This is a genomic window from Phytohabitans sp. LJ34, from assembly GCF_052068095.1.
Classification (GTDB): Bacteria; Actinomycetota; Actinomycetes; order Mycobacteriales; family Micromonosporaceae; genus Phytohabitans.
In genome coordinates, this window is sequence record NZ_JBQHDG010000026.1 from 1 (window position 1) to 15,869 (window position 15,869).

At 70.5% G+C, this 15,869-nt stretch carries 15 protein-coding genes; 6 read left to right on the plus strand and 9 right to left on the minus strand.

Annotated elements, in window-relative coordinates; all coding sequences use genetic code 11:
* Positions 1 to 456: 456 nt before the first annotated feature.
* Positions 457 to 1,653, minus strand: a complete 1,197-nt coding sequence (gene mqnC, locus ACTMTJ_RS36760; RefSeq protein WP_441223318.1) for a cyclic dehypoxanthinyl futalosine synthase — start codon at positions 1,651 to 1,653, stop codon at positions 457 to 459.
* Positions 1,654 to 1,836: 183 nt separating this feature from the next.
* Here mqnC and ACTMTJ_RS36765 point away from each other — a divergent pair, with 183 nt between their 5' ends.
* Positions 1,837 to 3,384 carry a phospholipid carrier-dependent glycosyltransferase gene (locus ACTMTJ_RS36765; protein ID WP_441223319.1) on the plus strand — a complete coding sequence of 516 codons (1,548 nt, stop codon included), beginning with the start codon at positions 1,837 to 1,839 and terminating at the stop codon, positions 3,382 to 3,384.
* On the opposite strand, the gene paaE is transcribed toward ACTMTJ_RS36765, so the two are convergent.
* From paaE to paaA, 5 genes are all read right to left on the minus strand, one after another.
* Complete coding sequence (paaE, locus tag ACTMTJ_RS36770) at positions 3,372 to 4,478, minus strand: 1,2-phenylacetyl-CoA epoxidase subunit PaaE (protein ID WP_441223320.1); 1,107 nt, start codon at positions 4,476 to 4,478, stop codon at positions 3,372 to 3,374. The genes ACTMTJ_RS36765 and paaE overlap by 13 nt on opposite strands.
* Before the next feature lie 61 nt (positions 4,479 to 4,539).
* The gene (paaD, locus tag ACTMTJ_RS36775; RefSeq protein WP_441223321.1) at positions 4,540 to 5,007 is read right to left on the minus strand and encodes a 1,2-phenylacetyl-CoA epoxidase subunit PaaD; all 468 of its coding nucleotides are present in this window, start codon (positions 5,005 to 5,007) and stop codon (positions 4,540 to 4,542) included.
* Positions 5,001 to 5,696 (minus strand): 1,2-phenylacetyl-CoA epoxidase subunit PaaC, encoded by a 696-nt coding sequence (paaC, locus tag ACTMTJ_RS36780; protein ID WP_441223322.1) that lies wholly within the window; start codon positions 5,694 to 5,696, stop codon positions 5,001 to 5,003. Before paaC ends, paaD begins: the two co-directional genes overlap by 7 nt.
* Entirely contained in the window at positions 5,693 to 5,980 is a 288-nt protein-coding gene (gene paaB / locus ACTMTJ_RS36785) for a 1,2-phenylacetyl-CoA epoxidase subunit PaaB (RefSeq protein ID WP_441223323.1), read from the minus strand. Before paaB ends, paaC begins: the two co-directional genes overlap by 4 nt.
* Complete coding sequence (gene paaA, locus ACTMTJ_RS36790) at positions 5,977 to 6,990, minus strand: 1,2-phenylacetyl-CoA epoxidase subunit PaaA (protein WP_441223324.1); 1,014 nt, start codon at positions 6,988 to 6,990, stop codon at positions 5,977 to 5,979. Before paaA ends, paaB begins: the two co-directional genes overlap by 4 nt.
* A 244-nt stretch (positions 6,991 to 7,234) precedes the next feature.
* Here paaA and ACTMTJ_RS36795 point away from each other — a divergent pair, with 244 nt between their 5' ends.
* Positions 7,235 to 8,140, plus strand: coding sequence for a hypothetical protein (locus tag ACTMTJ_RS36795; RefSeq protein ID WP_441223325.1), 906 nt, complete (start codon positions 7,235 to 7,237; stop codon positions 8,138 to 8,140).
* 5 nt (positions 8,141 to 8,145) lie between these two features.
* The gene (locus ACTMTJ_RS36800) at positions 8,146 to 9,054 is read left to right on the plus strand and encodes a serine hydrolase (protein ID WP_441223326.1); all 909 of its coding nucleotides are present in this window, start codon (positions 8,146 to 8,148) and stop codon (positions 9,052 to 9,054) included.
* Here ACTMTJ_RS36800 and ACTMTJ_RS36805 read toward each other — a convergent pair.
* Genes ACTMTJ_RS36805 through ACTMTJ_RS36815 form a run of 3 tightly spaced genes read right to left on the minus strand, consistent with a single transcriptional unit; the run spans position 9,044 to position 11,780 of the window.
* Positions 9,044 to 9,883: a menaquinone biosynthetic enzyme MqnA/MqnD family protein gene (locus tag ACTMTJ_RS36805; protein WP_441223327.1), complete on the minus strand. Its 840-nt coding sequence runs from the start codon at positions 9,881 to 9,883 to the stop codon at positions 9,044 to 9,046. The two genes, ACTMTJ_RS36800 and ACTMTJ_RS36805, sit on opposite strands and share 11 nt — an antisense overlap.
* 34 nt (positions 9,884 to 9,917) lie before the next feature.
* Positions 9,918 to 11,159, minus strand: a complete 1,242-nt coding sequence (locus tag ACTMTJ_RS36810) for an MFS transporter (RefSeq protein ID WP_441223328.1) — start codon at positions 11,157 to 11,159, stop codon at positions 9,918 to 9,920.
* 45 nt (positions 11,160 to 11,204) lie between these two features.
* Positions 11,205 to 11,780 (minus strand): ArsR/SmtB family transcription factor, encoded by a 576-nt coding sequence (locus ACTMTJ_RS36815; RefSeq protein ID WP_441223329.1) that lies wholly within the window; start codon positions 11,778 to 11,780, stop codon positions 11,205 to 11,207.
* A gap of 251 nt (positions 11,781 to 12,031) precedes the next feature.
* Here ACTMTJ_RS36815 and ACTMTJ_RS36820 point away from each other — a divergent pair, with 251 nt between their 5' ends.
* The 3 genes from ACTMTJ_RS36820 to ACTMTJ_RS36830 are packed head-to-tail and all read left to right on the plus strand — an operon-like array spanning position 12,032 to position 15,805.
* Positions 12,032 to 14,035, plus strand: coding sequence for a HelD family protein (locus ACTMTJ_RS36820; protein WP_441223330.1), 2,004 nt, complete (start codon positions 12,032 to 12,034; stop codon positions 14,033 to 14,035).
* A gap of 27 nt (positions 14,036 to 14,062) precedes the next feature.
* A complete protein-coding gene (locus ACTMTJ_RS36825) occupies positions 14,063 to 14,614 on the plus strand; it encodes a hypothetical protein (protein WP_441223331.1) in 552 nt (183 codons plus the stop codon).
* A gap of 33 nt (positions 14,615 to 14,647) precedes the next feature.
* A complete protein-coding gene (locus ACTMTJ_RS36830; RefSeq protein ID WP_441223332.1) occupies positions 14,648 to 15,805 on the plus strand; it encodes a 4-hydroxybenzoate 3-monooxygenase in 1,158 nt (385 codons plus the stop codon).
* Positions 15,806 to 15,869: the final 64 nt, after the last annotated feature.

Here is a 15,869-nt window from a genome sequence, read left to right on the forward strand (position 1 = left end):
AAGACCCGAAGTCAGTCCGTCGTAGGGTCAGACCCCCGACGGGAGGTGCTCACAAACATCATCTCTGTCCGTCGTGGTCCCGACCGTCGCTCCCGCGGCCTCACCCCTGCTTCGTTGGTCGCGCCGCGACAACGGATCGTGGTACCTAGCTGTCCCTATGGCGGCAGCTGAGTACCACGATCTTTTGAGTTGAGCGCTCGACGGATCAGCAGAAGGCTCCCACTTACCCAGGACAACGACGCTCGGCTCGCCTGTCGATCCAGCGAAAGAGCACTGGGGTGGGCGTGACCCGCGGACCCGGCAGTGGAGGTCGGGGTTTCGGCGAGCCCCGCGAGCCGCCGACCGGAGCGGTGCCCGCGGGAGCATACGGTCCGCAGCTGGCGCGGGCCGGGGCGTATGAGACGGATTGCGCCGGGCGGAAGCCGCAGCGATGCGGGGGGCTGGACCTTTATTCGGCTACTTGCTGTCGACCAACGGGAGGTCGATGCGGGTGCCGGCGCCGCCGCCGGGGAGGGCGATCGACGAGAAGTGCGAGACCACGCGGTCGTCCACCGGGTCGTCGGCCGGCGTGTGGTGCACGGCCAGGTGGCGGTAGAGCGTGTCGCGCTGCGCCGGGATGCGGCCCGCCGACCGGATCATCCAGATCAGGTCGTGCAGGTTGGAGCGGTGGCGGGCGCCGGCCGAGGAGATCACGTTCTCCTCCAGCATGATCGAGCCGAGGTCGTCGACGCCCATGTGCAGCGAGAGCTGCCCCGCCTCCTTGCCGGTGGTGAGCCACGAGGCCTGTAGGTGCGCCACGTTGTGCAGGAAGATCCGGGCGACCGCGATGAACCGCAGGTATTCGATCGTGGTGGCCTGCGTGCGGCCCTTGAGGTGGTTGTTTTCCGGCTGGTAGGTCCACGGGATGAACGCCCGGAAGCCGCCGGTGCGGTCCTGCACGTCACGGATCATCGCGATGTGCTCGATCCGCTCGGCGTTGGTCTCGCCGGTGCCCATCATCATCGTGGCGGTCGACTGGACGCCCAGGCGGTGGGCCGCCTCCATGACCTCCAGCCAGCGCGCGCCCGACTCCTTCAGCGGCGCGATCGCCTTACGGGGGCGGTCGGGCAGCATCTCCGCGCCCGCCCCGGCGATCGAGTCGAGGCCGGCGGCCTTGATGCGCACGATCGCGTCTTCGATCGAGACGCCGGAGACCTTGGCCATGTGCAGGATCTCGCTCGGGCCGATCGAGTGGATGGCCAGCTGCGGATACGCGCGCTTGACCGCGGAGAAGAGGCCCTCGTAGTACTCCACCCCGTACTCCGGGTGGTGGCCACCCTGGAGCATGACCTGCGTGGCGCCGAGCTCGACCGCCTCGCCGCACCGCCGCAGGATCTCCTCCATCGGGTGCGTCCAGCCCTCGGCGTGCTTGGGCGCCCGGTAGAACGCGCAGAACTTGCACGCCGTCACGCAGACGTTCGTGTAGTTGATGTTGCGGTCGATGAGGTACGTCACGATGCCGTGGGGGTATCGGCGGCGACGCACCGTGTCGGCCGCCTCGCCCAGCGCGTGGAACGGCGCATCGGTGTAAAGCAGGAGCGCCTCGTCGGGCGTGATCCGCCCGCCACCGGCCCCACGCTGGAGGATGTCGTCGATCTCAGCGCTCGCGTTCACGAATCCGAGACTACGGGAAGGTGAGCGCCTCGATATGCTGGCGCCGCGATCTGTGAAGGGCGCCGCACAGCGGGCATTGTCCAGGCTGTGGGGTGCGCCGGCATGGGCTTGCCCAATTCGCCTCAAGTGCGGGCAAAGGGCTCCTAGTCTGACGGCTGACCGCCACCGGAAGCGAGGCGATCCGTGACCGCCACCCTCAGCCACGACGACGTGGAGGCGCAGCCGGCACCCGCCGACCCGCCAAGCCGACGAAGGCGCATGGAGCGGCTCTTCCGGCTCGCCCGGCGCCACAGCGCCTTTCTCGCGATCATCGCGCTCGGCGGCCTACTGCGGGCGCTGTTCATGCTCTCGTACAAGCCGGCCTTCTGGTACTTCGGCGACAGCGGCGTCTACATCTCGATGTCCGAGGCCAAAGACCTCGTCGCCAGCCCCACCCGGGCCCTGGGCTACGTGGTGGCGCTGAAGTTCCTAGAGCCCACCCACACGTTCATGTCGCTGATCTTCCTTCAGCACCTGGCCGGGCTCGTGCTGGCCGCCACCATGTACGCGTTTCTCCAGCACCGCGGCGCGCCCCGCTGGCTGTCCTGCCTGGCGATCGTGCCGGTGCTCTTCGACTCGCTCTTCCTCACCGTCGAGCACTACCTGCTGCCCGACCTGATCCTCACGTTCTGCATCGGCATGGCCATCATCGCCGTGCTCTGGAACAAAAAGCCCAGTTGGCGGGCGACCGGAGTGGCCGGCTTCCTGCTGGCCTGCGCGTGGTTCACCAAGCCGACCGCGCTGCCCGTCGTGGTCCTCATCGGGCTCGTGCTGATCATCCGTTGGGTGGGCTGGCGCGCGCTCGTCGCCTACGCGGTCACGTTCCTCATCCCGTACCTGCTGGTGATGAACTGGATCGGCGACCGGCAGAGCGTCTACGGCTCGCAGTCCGGCATCGCCCTCTACGGGCGAGCCGCGATGATCGCCGACTGCTCCCGGATCGATCTCACCTTCGAGGAGCAGACCCTCTGCCCGACCCGGCACTTCGACCGCGCCGACGCGTACTTCTGGACGAGTCCGCCGAAGCGGCGCTACATGGCGTACACACCGGAGGGCGCCAAGCTCTACACCGACTTCTCGATGGCCGTGATCAGGCAGCAGCCGGGCGACTACCTGCGCTCGGTGGGCAAGGAGAGCCTCGCGCACTTCATCCCCGGCTTCCGGCTCGGGCCGGACAACGACTGCCTGCGCCTTCGCTGGTCGCCGCCGACCGAGTTCCGCGATACGCAAACCGTGCCCAACCGCTGCTATCCGGCACAGGCACGGGGCGATTTCCAGAGGTGGGCGGCCGATCCGAAGACCGGTCCGGAGGCGACGGCGGTGACCCGCACCCTGCACTGGTACGGCCAGTATGTGCGGTTCATCCCGACCACGCTGTCGATCAGCCTGCTGCTCGTGATCGCGTCGCTCGTCTGCGGCGTGCGGCTTTTCCGGTGGCGCAGTCCCGGCCCCATCGTGCCCGGACGCATCCGGCTCGACGTGGTCGTGCTGCTCTTCGCCGGTGTCGGCCTCACGATCCTCACGGTCGCGATCGGCATGTACGAGGCCAGATACGCCATGCCCGCAGTGCCGCTCGCCTCCCTGGGCGCCGCACTCGCCATATTCGGTCTCACAAGCGGGAGAGTGCGGCCGTCACCCCCGGACGATGCGGAAAAGGCGGAAGAGGAGAAACCTGAGCCTCAGGCGTCGTAGTCGACGATCAGCCGCTCGGTGTCGGGGCTGGACTGGCAGGTCAGCACGTAGCCGGCGGCCACCTCGTCGGGCTCGAGCGCGAAGTTGCGCGCCATGGTGACCGAGCCCTCGACCACCCTGGCCCGGCAGGTCGAGCAGACCCCGCCCTTGCACGCGAACGGCAGCTCCGACCGCACCTTGAGCGCCGCGTCGAGCACCCGCTCGCCAGCGCCCATCGTGAAGCTCGACGCCCGCCCGTCCAGCAGGATCGTCACCTCGGTGCCGCCACGTCCGTCGGGCTCCGGCCGCCGGGGCGGCTCCGGCACCTCGTCGACGTGGAAAAGCTCGGTGTGTACGGCCTTGTCCGGCACGCCCCGCCCGGACAGCACCGCCCGGGCGTCGGTGACCATCCCGTACGGCCCGCAGAGAAACCACTCGTCGATCGAGTCGCCGGGCACGAGCGTGTCGAGCAGCTCGGCCAGGCGCGCCGCGTCGACCCGGCCGGAGAGCAGCCGCGCCTCCTGCGGCTCGCGGGAGAGCACGTGCACCACGTGCAACCGGTGCCGGTGCACGTCTTTCAGGTCGGCCAGCTCCTCGGCGAACATGACGCTGCGCGCGTACCGGTTGCCGTACACGATGGTGAACCGGCTGGCCGGCTCGACGGCAAGGGCGGTCGCGACAAGCGAGAGCACCGGGGTGATGCCCGAGCCGGCGACCACCGCGCCGTAGTGGCGGGCCCGGTCGGGCGCGAACCCGGTCGTGAAGTGCCCCAACGGTGGCATGACCTCGACGGTGTCGCCGCGCCGCAGCGAGCGGGCGGCGTAGGCGGAGAACGCGCCGCCCGGGATCTCCTTCACGCCGATCCGGAGGCGGCCTTGTGCGGCCAGGTCGGCCGGGGTGGAGCAGATCGAGTACGACCGGCGCACGTCTTCGGCCTCGCCGGCGAGGCGCACGGTCAGGTGCTGCCCGGCCCGGAAGTCGAACGTCTCGCGCAGCTCCGGCGGCACCTCGAAGGTGACCGCCACCGCGTCGTCGGTCAGCCGGTCGACGGCCTCGACGGTCAGGTGGTGAAACACCGGCCGGCGGCGCACCGGCGTCTTGATCGTGACCGTCATAGCGCCCTCACGTGGTCGTGCCGCGGCGGACGCTGAGCCGGCGGCCTGGGCAGCGTGCGCGTCATAGCGCCTTCATGTGGTCGAACGGCTCGGAGCATGCGCGGCACCGCCACAGCGCCTTGCACGCCGTGGAGCCGAAGCGGCTCAGCTGCTCGGTGTCCGGCGAACCGCAGCGCGGGCAGCGCACGCTCAGCGTGAGCGTGACCGGACCGGCGGGGTGCGGCGGCGCGATGTGCGCCGCGGCCAGCTTCGCCCGGCCCGACTCGCTGATCCAGTCGGTCGTCCACGGTGGACCGAAGACGGTGCGCACCTCCGCGTCGGCGTGGCCGGCGGCGGTGAGCGCGGCGCGGATGTCCGCGCGGATCACGTCCATCGCGGGGCAGCCGGTGTACGTCGGTGTGATCGTCACCGTCACGTGACCGGTGCCGGCGTCGACGCTGACGTCGCGCAGGATGCCCAGCTCTTCGATCGTGACCACGCGCAGCTCGGGGTCGACGACGGCCGCGGCGGCCTCGCGGGCGGTCACCATTTCGCCCCCGGATGGGCGCGGTGCAGCACCTGCATCTCCGCCAGCAGGTACGACAGGTGCTCGGTGTGCACACCGGCCCGGCCACCGCCCGGCGCCCAGCCGTCAACGGGCCGGTCGAGCGTCGCCTCGGCCAGCACCGGCTCCACGTTGGACAGCCAAATGTCGCGGCTCACGTCACCGCTGGTCAGCTCGTGCGTGTACGGCCACAGGGCGTCGACCGCGTCCTGCGCGCGCCGGTGCGACTCCTCGGTGCCGTCACCGAGCCGGATCATCCACTGTGCACTGTGGTCGAGGTGGTACGCCGACTCCTTGCGCGCCTTGGCCGCGATCGCCGCCAGCCGCTCGTCGTCACCACCGGCCAGCTTCGTATAAAGCGGCAGCTGGTACGCGGACAGGAACAGCAGCTTGGCGATCGTGACCGCGAAGTCGCCGTTGGGCAGCTCGACAAGCAGGCAGTTGCGAAACTCCCGGTCGTCGCGGAGGAAGGCGAGCGCGTCTTCGTCGCGGCCCCGCCCCTCGATCTCGCCGGCGTACGTGAGCAGCAGCCGCGCCGCGCCGAGCTGGTCGAGGGCGAGGTTGGCGAGCGCGACGTCTTCCTCCATCTCCGGGGAGCTGGCATGCCACTCGGCGAGGCGCTGCGCCGCGATCAGCGCGTCGTCACCGAGCTGGAGCAGGTAGTCGGCCTTCACAGGTGCTGTGTCCCCTCGGGCACCTCGTAGAAGGTGGGGTGCCGGTAGACCTTGTCGGCGGCCGGGTCGAAAAACGCGTCCTTTTCGTCCGGGCTCGACGCGGTGATCTCGGCCGCCGGCACCACCCAGATCGAGACGCCCTCCTGGCGACGGGTGTAGAGGTCGCGGGCGTTGCGCAGGGCCATCGTGGCGTCCGGTGCGTGCAGGCTCCCCACGTGCCCGTGTGACAGCCCGCGTCGCGGCCGGATGAACACCTCCCACAGCGGCCAGTCGTTTCCGCTCATGCCGCCGCCTTCTTCTTGGCGTACGCGGCGGCCGCCTCGCGCACCCAGGCGCCTTCGTCGTGGGCCCGGCGGCGGTGTGCCATCCGCTGGCGGTTGCACGGCCCGTCGCCCTTGATGACGCGCATCAGCTCGTCGTAGTCGGGCTGGGTGTAGTCGTGCGCCTGCCGCTCCTCGTCCCACCGGAGGTCGGGGTCGGGCAGCGTCAGGCCGAGCACGCCGGCCTGCTGCACGCACATGTCGACGAAGCGCTGGCGCAGCTCGTCGTTGGAGAAACGCTTGATCTTCCAGGCCATCGACTGCTCGGAGTGGGTGGAGTCGGCGTCCGGCGGGCCGAACATGGCCAGCGACGGATACCACCACCGGTCGACCGCGTCCTGCGCCATCGCCCGCTGCGCCTCGGTGCCGTGGGAGAGCGTGTGCAGGATCTCGAAGCCCTGCCGCTGGTGGAAGGACTCCTCCTTGCAGATGCGGATCATCGCCCGCGCGTACGGCCCGTACGAGCAGCGGCACAGCGGCACCTGGTTGACGATCGCGGCGCCGTCGACCAGCCAACCGATCGCGCCCACGTCGGCCCAGGTGAGCGTCGGATAGTTGAAGATCGAGCTGTACTTTTGCCGGCCGGCCAGCAGCATGTCGACGAGCTCGTCGCGGCTGACCCCGAGCGTCTCGGCGGCGGCGTACAGGTAGAGGCCGTGGCCCGCCTCGTCTTGCACCTTGGCGAGCAGGATCGCCTTGCGCTTGAGCGTGGGTGCTCGGCTGATCCAGTTACCCTCCGGCTGCATGCCGATGATCTCGGAGTGCGCGTGCTGGGCGATCTGCCTGATCAGCGTCTTACGGTACGAATCCGGCATCCAGTCGCGCGGCTCCACCTTTTGGTCCGCCTGGATCACGGCATCGAAGTACGCGACCTCACCATGGGTCGCCTCAGTGTCACGGGCCGCAGCCTCGCGAAGTGCCGCCTCGGCCGCCTCAACCTCGCCCAGGAGGTCCGGGATGTCGTTGCCGTACACCTCCCGAGTGTTACATCTCGTGGACGTCTTGGCCAGTACGTGTAATAGATCAGGGCGGAAAGTAACGCCGCCGTAACCGTGGGTATCCACTGTGGAGTGAGCCGCGTCACGGACGCTTCGGTAATACCGGCTTCTATGTACCGATAAGGGCGCAAATGGGTTCGAGTACTCATGGCAAGGCGAGTTTGGAGCCGTAGACTCCGGGACGCACATCCCTCGGTATTGACCCCATGAAAGCCCCCTCATGCGTCTTCGCACGACGGGCCTCGCTATCGCCGCACTCGTTCTCGGTGGCGGAGCCCTGTTCGCCGTCACCTCGCAGTCGGGTGACGATCCGGTGACGCCGGCCGCCAGCGGCGTCGGCGCGGGTGGTGCCGTACCCACAACACCGTCGCAGTCACCGTCTTCCTCGCCGGAGACCACCATGGCCACGCTCGCCGCCGGTCCAGTCGAGGTCTCGGTGGACGGGTTCGCGGCCTGGGCGCTGCTCCACCGCCAGACCGGCAAGATCGCCGGCTCCGACAACATGACCGCGACCAGCTCCACCGAGTCGATGATCAAGGTCTGGCTCGTCGCCGACTACCTGCGCCGCAACCCCGAGCCCTCGGCCGACCGCCTGGCCGAGGCGAGCACGGCGATCCGCGACAGCGACGACGACGCGGCCCAGTCGCTGTACCTGGCCGGCGGCGGCGACGAGGTCGTACAGCGAATGATCTCGATGTGCGGCCTGACCGACACGAGCATCGCCCGGCCGGGCTGGTGGAGCTACACCCAGATGTCCCCGCGCGACGCCGTGCGGCTCGGCGAATGCGTGAAGAACGGCACCGCGGCCGGGTCGAAGTGGACCGCGTGGGTGCTCAAGGAGATGACGCTCGTCCGCGGCACGACCGCGGCCGAAGACCAGCACGAGACGTCCGGCGGCGGCCGGTGGGGCATCATCGACGGCCTGCCCGAGGAGATCGTCAAGCAGGGCGTCGCCATCAAGAACGGCTGGACGGCCATCTGGGCCGACGGCAACTGGCACGTCAACTGCCTGGCCGTGACCGACGACTGGGTGCTCGCGGTGATGCTGCGATACCCCACCGCGCACGGGCTCGACTACGGCGCCAACATCTGTCGCACCATCACCGAGCAGCTCGTCCGGAGGTAGTTCGAATGGCGGCAAAGCGGCAGTCCAACCGATGGATGTGGTGGCTGCTCGGCGGCACCGCGCTGCTGGGGCTGGTGCTCGCCGGTGTCGGCCTGCGTACGCTCCCCGGCTCCCCGATCTCCGCGAATGCCGCGTCGCGTTTCGAAACCGCGACCCCATCGGCGTCCCCGTCGGTCAAGCAGACACCGAAGCCCACGCCGAAGCCCACTCCCTCGCTCAAACCCCTTGCCGTACACCCGGCGAAGGTCACGATCGACTCCAGCGGCTGGTGGTCGTGGTCGATGATCGACCGCCGCACCGGCAAGGTCTACGGCTCGTCCAACATGACGCAGACCAACACCACCGCCTCGCTCATCAAGTCGTGGATCGGGGCGGACTACCTGCGCCGGGCCGCCGAAAACGGCCAGACCCCGAGCGCCGCCCGCATGCAGCAGCTCAGGATCATGATCCGAGACAGCGACAACCAGGCCGCGCAGTCACTGTGGGAGGCGAGCGGCGGCTCCGCGTCGATCAGCCGACTCATCAAGACGTGCAAGCTGACCGACAGCAGCGCGGACAAGACGAGGTGGAGCAACACCAACCTCTCCGCCCGCGACACCGCGCGGCTGGGCGTGTGCATCGCGGACGGCCGCGCCGCCGGCCCCAAGTGGACGAAGTGGCTGCTCAACGAGATGCGCGCGGTACGCGGCGTGGGCGACTTCGGGATCCGCAAGGCGTTCCCGGCGACCACCCAGAAGAACATCGCGATCAAAAACGGCTGGGTGACCCGCGACGCGCTCGGCGAATGGCACGTCAACTGCCTCGCCATCGGCGACGGCTGGACGATGGGCGTGATGACCCGCTACCCGGCCAGCCTCGGCTACACCCACGGCGCCAAGATCTGCGAAAACGTGGCCCGCCAGCTCAAGAGCTGAAGAACGCCGGCCCGTCCGCGGGCAACGACGGCACGTCGCCCCGCTCCGCGGCCCGGGCGGCAAACTCGCGCAGCCCGGCCACCTGCCGTTCGCCGAGCGAAAAGTCCAGCGTCCGGAAGTACGACGCGAGGGTCGCCGCGTCGAACGGCTCCCACCGCGCCGCGCTGGCCGCCACGTCGTCGAGCTCGGACAGGCACAGGTCGCGCGAGTGCAGGAACGACTCGTGCACCTCCTTGACCACGCCCGGATGGTCGGCGGCGAAGTCGCGGCGCACCGCCCACACGGCGAAGACCATCGGCAGGCCCGTCCACTCCCGCCACGCCTGCCCCAGGTCGGTGACCGAGAGGCCGCGGCGCGGCGCCTCGTACAGCGCGCGCAGGGCCACGTCGCCGATCAGCACACCGGCGTCCGCCTCCAGCAGCATCTGGGTGAGGTCGGGCGGGCAGCTGAAGTACTCGGGCCGGGCGCCGTACCGCTCGGCGAGCAGCATCTGGGCGAGCAGCACGCCGGTGCGCGAGGTCGAGCCCAGCGCCACCTTGGCGCCGTCGAGGTCGGGCAGCGGGCGGGTGGAGACCACGTTGACCGAGAGCACCGGACCGTCGCTGCCGACCGCGAGATCGGGCAGGAGCAGCAGGTCGTCGGCCTTGCGCAGGTACTCGACGAGCGAGATCGGCCCGATGTCCAGGTCGCCGGCGACGAGCGCGGCGCTGAGCCGGTCGGGCGAGTCTTTGTGCAGGTCGACGTCGATGAGGGCGCCGGAGCGCATGAGGCCCCAGTAGATCGGCAGGCAGTTGAGGAACTGGATGTGGCCGACTCGTGGACGCCTCATGATCCCCACCGTATCGGCCGGTAGGCGTCAGGAATCAGGCGGATGCCGCAGAAGTGGCCCACGCCGCACGCGGTGCTTTTCGTTCACCGCGTACCGCCCGCGTCACGGGGATCGCCACCAGCGCGACCACGACGAGGCCGGCCAGGCCGCACGCGGCGACGAGGGGCCGCGGCGCGAAGCTCTCCAGCAGCAGCCCACCCGCCAGGTATCCGAACATGCCGGCACCTTGGATCGCCGCCCCCTGCACCGCGAAGGCTCGCCCACGCGCCTCCGCCGGCACCCGCCGGGCCATGACCATGGCGAGGAAGACGTTGAGGCCGCCGTTGAGCACGCCGCCGGCCAGCCAGAGCGGCACGAGCCAGCCCACGGCGGGCACGGCCGCGCCGGCCAGCACCGCCAGACAGCACAGCCCGAGCATCAGCACCAGCCCGTTGACCAGCGCACCGTCGTCGGCCGCCCGTCGCGCCGGCCGGGTGAGCAGCCACGCGCCGGCCAGCATGCCCGCCGTCCAGGTGGCCTGGACCAGCCCGAACGCGGTGGTCGAGCCACCCAGCGTCTCCCGCACGAAGAAGATCTCCACGACGCTCACGGCACCCACCCCGGCGATCGTCGCGGCCACGGCCGCGGTCACCGCCAACACCATCGGATCCCGCCGCAGCCGCCACGCGACAGTCGCTGTTTTGTGGGTGTTCCGGCTATTTCTGGTGGTACGCAGGAGAAGTCCTGCCGCCACCAGAGCGAGATAACTCGCACCATCGATGAGCAGCGGGACCTTGGTGCCGAACTCCCCGACCAGCAGGCCGGCGAGCGCGGGCCCGACCAGCACGCCGACCGAGCCGGCGGTCTGGTTGAGCGCGGTGGCGCGAGGCAGGTCGTCCCGGCGCACCATCTCGGGCAGCAGCGCGGAGAGCGTCGGCTGGGTCACCGCCAGCCCACAGGCGAGCAGCGCCACCAGCGCGATGATCAGGGCGGTGCCCTCCGCGTACGCCAGCACGACGCAGATCCCCGCCTGCGCGACACCCGCGCCGACCAGCAGCGTGCGGCTGTCCACCCGGTCGGCGAGCCGCCCGGTGAGCGGGGCGAGGACGACCAGCGGCAGCACCGCCGCCAGCATCAGCCCGGAGACGGCCAGCCCGCCCGCACCCGCCGACTGGAGGGCCAACGCCAGCGCGGTCGCGGCGAGAAAGTCACCGCACGTCGAAACCCCACGCGCCCCTGCCGCGAGGTAGACGTCACCCCACCGTGAACGCGCCTGTTCGGCAGATGCGAAAGACATACTTCGAAAGTAATGCTTCACATCTGCGAGGGCAAGGGGTGGCGTTCAGTCGAGCGGCACCGCCTTGTAGGTGACCGCCACGGTCCGCGCCCCCTCGGGCGGGTCAGCGACGCGATGCCGCCGCTTGTACGGCTCGATCAACCGCATCACCTCGGCGTTGAAGGACCTGAGCTCGTCGGCGGTGAGCAGCAGCACCGACTCGTTCATCAGCGCGGACGACGCCCACTCCGCCGGCTCGTCGCCCACGCGGGACAGCCACCCACGGATCCGGTCGACCTCCCGGGACAGGTACGCGTCGACCAACGCCCCCTCGGCCGCCTGCGTCTCAGGATCACCGGACACACCGGGATCCACCTGCCACGAATGCACCGTGCTGCGCCAGACCCGCTCGCGCGCGTCACCCCGGCTCGGCGCCTCCTCGACCAGCCCGTAACGCGCCAGCGCACGCAGGTGGTAGCTGGTCGCACTCGGCGAAAGCCCAGCCACCTCGGCCGCCTCGGTCGCCGTCAGCGCCGCACCGCTGGTGCCCAACTCCTCCATGATCGCCAGCCGCGCCGGATGCGCGAGCGCCCGCATCACCTGCGGGTCGGTGATCGTTAACCGCTGCTGCTCCGCCGTCACCCCCGTAGTCTCCCGCCCCCTCATGCGATGGCCGCAATGTCCCCGTCGTCGCGAGCCCGTCGCCGCACCTGCTCGGCGGGAACGTCCAATTCGCGTGCCCTCGATAAATGGATGGAGGTAGGCGGGCTACGGAGCGTAATCTGGATGGCCGCTTGACGGCCGTGGTGAGCATGCACCGCATCGGACGTCCCCTACGCGCCGAGGCCGCTTGTTTCTCGGATACGCGAGCAGTCACCAACCACTGCTGAAGGATGACCGTGCCCGCACAGGATCTTGACACCGAACTCACTGCCGAACAAGAACATCTGGCCGCCTCCCGGGCGGCGCTGAAACGGATGCGGGAGCGGGCCGAGGCGCTCTTCGCTACCGGTGACCAGGTGGCCGGCGACGCGTACGCGGCCGAGACGCTCGGGCGTACCCTCTCGCGCCGGGTGGCCGAGCTGGCCGACAGCCCGGACACGCCGCTGTTCTTCGGGCGGCTGCGATTCTCCGAGAGCGACCACCACATCGGACGGCGGCATGTCGTCGACGCGGTTGGTGAGCCGATGGTGCTCGACTGGCGGGCGCCGATCTCGCGGGCGTTCTACCGGGCCAGCGCCCGCGACCCGCAGGACGTGCGGGTGCGGCGCCGCTTCGGCTACAGCGGTGGCGTCCTGACCAGCTTCGAAGACGAGCACCTCGACCGGGGTGAGGAGCTGGGCACCGCGAGCCGCATCCTCACCGCCGAGATCGAGCGGCCGCGCGTGGGGCCGATGCGCGACATCGTGGCCACGATCCAGCCGGAGCAGGACGAGCTGGTGCGCGCGGACCTGGCCGACTCGATCTGCGTGCAGGGCGCGCCGGGCACGGGCAAGACCGCGGTCGGCTTGCACCGGGCGGCCTACCTGCTCTACCTGCACCGCGAGCGGCTGCGCCGCAACGGCGTACTCATCGTGGGGCCCAACCGGGCGTTCCTGTCGTACATCTCGGCGGTGCTGCCCGCCCTCGGCGAGGTCGAGGTGGCGCAGACCACGTTGGAAGACCTGATCGCCCGCGTACCGGTACGTGCCACCGACCCGCCCGAGGTGGCCGCCCTCAAGCACGACGAGCGGATGGCCAGGGTGCTGCACCGGGCGCTGTGGGGCGGCATCCGCAAGCCGGACGCGCCGATCGTGGTCTCCGACGGCTCGTACCGGTGGCGGATCGCCGAGGAGCCGCTGCGCCGGATCGTCGACGAGGCGCGCCGCGAGGGGCTGCCCTACGAGACGGGCCGCGAGCGGGTACGCGCCCGCGTCGTCGGCCTCCTCCAGCGCCAGAGCGAGGCCCGCCGCGGCGACTCGCCGGGCGAAGCGTGGCTGCGGCGGATGGGGAAAGCCAAGCCGGTGACCGAGTTCCTCGACGCGGTGTGGCCGGCCGCGACGCCCGAAGGGCTCGTGTACCGGCTGCTCGCCGACGCCGACACGCTCGCCCGCGCGGCCGGTGACGCGCTCACCCCCGAGGAGCAGGCGGCTCTACTGTGGACGAAGCCGGCGCGTACCCCCAAGGCGACGCGGTGGAGCGCGGCCGACGCGGTGCTGCTCGACGAGGCGGCCGGGCTGATCGAGCGGCCCGGCGGCTTCGGCCACGTCGTGCTCGACGAGGCGCAGGACCTCTCCGCCATGCAGTGCCGCGCGATCGCCCGCCGCAGCGAGCACGGCTCGATCACACTCCTCGGCGACCTGGCGCAGGGCACCGCGCCGTGGGCCGCCACCGACTGGCGGGAGTCGCTGCGTCACCTCGGCAAGCCGGACGCGCCGGTGGTGCCGTTGACGGTCGGCTTCCGGGTACCCGAGGCGGTCGTGGCTCTCGCCAACCGGCTGCTGCCGGCGCTCGCGGTGCGTGTACCCGAAGCTCGGTCGCTGCGGCATGACGGGGAGCTGACGGTTCGCGCGGCGGACGACCTGGATGCCACGACGGTGGGTGAGGTGCGGGCGGCGCTGGCGCACGAGGGTTCGGTGGCGGTGATCGCGGCGGACGCCGCAGTGGAGCGGCTGCGCGCGGCGCTGGCCACGGCCGGCGTGGCGGCCGCGACCCTGGAGGACCAGGAGGCGCGGGTCACGGTGGTGCCGGCGAGCATGGCCAAAGGCCTGGAGTACGACCACGTGGTGGTCGTCGAGCCGGCGGAGATCGTGGCCGCGGAGCCGCGCGGGCTGCACCGGCTGTACGTGGTGCTCACCCGCGCCGTGTCCCGCCTCTCCGTCGTCCACGCACAACCACTGCCGGCGGCCCTTGTGTAAGACGTGTTGCAGTGTAATTGTGTAATCATGCGCGACAGGACATGGGCGGGAGCCCGCCAGGAGCCGCCGCCGGCACACGACGCGGCGGCGTGGGTCACGGGTGCGGTGCCGGAGGGGTGGTTCACCGAGCCGCCCGAGATCGTCATCGACCGGGACGAGATCGTGATCGTCGGGCGGCTGCCCGAGCCCCAGCTCGCCGAGGGTGCGAGCGACACCGACAAGGCCGCCGCCGAGGCCGGCCGGATCAACCAGCACCGCGAGGACACCCGCGACCGGCGGATCAAGATCGCACAGCAGCTTGAGCGCCGCTACCAGCGCAAGGTGGCCTGGGGAGCAGCGTGCGGCGGCACACAGGTGCTCTTCACCAACCTCTCCGCCCCCGTCATGACCCGGCTCCGCCAGCCCGAGCGCCAGGTGCTCGACACGCTGGTCGAGGCCGGCGTCGCCCGCTCCCGCTCCGACGCGCTCGCCTGGTGCGTACGGCTGGTCGGCGAGCACACCAACACCTGGCTCGACGACCTGCGCGGCGCGATGGGCGCGGTCGCCGAGTTGCGCAAACGAGGTCCAGAGGTCTCCTAGCGTCGAGAGACGCGACGGGGCAGCATGCAGGACATGCGTACCCAGGTTGCGATCGTCGGTGCCGGCCCCGCCGGCCTGATGCTGGCCCACCTGCTGCGGCTCGGCGGCATCGACTCGGTGGTGCTGGAGCGGCGCAGCCGCGACTACGTCGAGCGGCGGGTCCGCGCCGGCGTGCTCGAGCACCCCACCGTCGAGCTGCTGCGGGAGGCCGGCGTCGCCGACCGCCTCGACCGCGAAGGCATGCCACACCACGGCATCTCGCTGCGCTTCGACGGGGCCGACCACCGCATCGCGCTGTCCGACCTGACCGGCAGGAGCATCACCGTGTACGGGCAGCAGGAGGTCGTCAAGGACCTCATCGCGGCTCGGGTGGCCGCCGGCGAGCCGCTGCTGTTCGAGGTCTCGGACGTGATGCTCGACCCCGCGACGCCACTGGTCACCTTCACCGACGCCGGCGGCACGCGGCAGGAGTTGGAGTGCGACTTCATCGCCGGCTGCGACGGCTCGCACGGCGTCTGCGCGCCCCACGTGAAGGCGACGGTGCACGCGCACGACTACCCGTTCGCGTGGCTGGGCGTGCTGGCCCAGGCGCCCCCGTCGCACAGCGAGCTGATCTACACGCACCACGAGCGGGGCTTCGCCCTGCACAGCATGCGCACACCCGAGATCACCCGCCTGTACCTCCAGGTCGCGCCGGACGAGCGGATCGACGACTGGTCCGATGACCGCATCTGGGACGAGCTGGGCAGGCGGCTCGCGGCGGACGGGTTCACGCTGGCGACCGGCCCGATCCTGGAGAAGGGCATCACGACCATGCGCAGCGTGGTCACCGAGCCGATGCGCCAGGACCACCTCTTCCTGGCCGGCGACGCCGCACACATCGTCCCGCCCACCGGCGCCAAGGGCATGAACCTGGCCATCGCGGACGTGTGGGTGCTGGCGGAGGCGCTGGGCGCGTATCTCAGGGAGGGCCGCTCGGACCTGCTCGACGCGTACGACGAGACGTGCCTGCGGCGAGTGTGGCGGGCCGAGCACTTCTCCTGGTGGATGACCAGCATGCTGCACCAGGCCCCCGGCGCGGACGACTTCCAGCGCAAGCTCCAGCTCGCCCAGCTCCGCTACGTCGCCTCATCCGAGGCCGCCGCGACAAGCCTCGCCGAGAACTACGTCGGCCTTCCGCTACGACGTTGAGCCGAACAGACCGCCATATCGGAGTCTCAATCTCCGCGTGCCGACCACCACTGTGGACGATCAT

Excerpts from the sequence above, each read along its gene's own strand:
- paaE (WP_441223320.1), bottom strand. The coding sequence starts at position 4,478 with ATGACGGTCACGATCAAGACGCCGGTGCGCCGCCGGCCGGTGTTTCAC.
- paaD (WP_441223321.1), bottom strand. The coding sequence starts at position 5,007 with ATGGTGACCGCCCGCGAGGCCGCCGCGGCCGTCGTCGACCCCGAGCTG.
- paaB (WP_441223323.1), bottom strand. The coding sequence starts at position 5,980 with ATGAGCGGAAACGACTGGCCGCTGTGGGAGGTGTTCATCCGGCCGCGA.
- ACTMTJ_RS36795 (WP_441223325.1), top strand. The coding sequence starts at position 7,235 with ATGCGTCTTCGCACGACGGGCCTCGCTATCGCCGCACTCGTTCTCGGT.
- ACTMTJ_RS36800 (WP_441223326.1), top strand. The coding sequence starts at position 8,146 with ATGGCGGCAAAGCGGCAGTCCAACCGATGGATGTGGTGGCTGCTCGGC.
- ACTMTJ_RS36805 (WP_441223327.1), bottom strand. The coding sequence starts at position 9,883 with ATGAGGCGTCCACGAGTCGGCCACATCCAGTTCCTCAACTGCCTGCCG.
- ACTMTJ_RS36810 (WP_441223328.1), bottom strand. The coding sequence starts at position 11,159 with ATGTCTTTCGCATCTGCCGAACAGGCGCGTTCACGGTGGGGTGACGTC.
- ACTMTJ_RS36820 (WP_441223330.1), top strand. The coding sequence starts at position 12,032 with ATGACCGTGCCCGCACAGGATCTTGACACCGAACTCACTGCCGAACAA.
- ACTMTJ_RS36825 (WP_441223331.1), top strand. The coding sequence starts at position 14,063 with ATGCGCGACAGGACATGGGCGGGAGCCCGCCAGGAGCCGCCGCCGGCA.
- ACTMTJ_RS36830 (WP_441223332.1), top strand. The coding sequence starts at position 14,648 with ATGCGTACCCAGGTTGCGATCGTCGGTGCCGGCCCCGCCGGCCTGATG.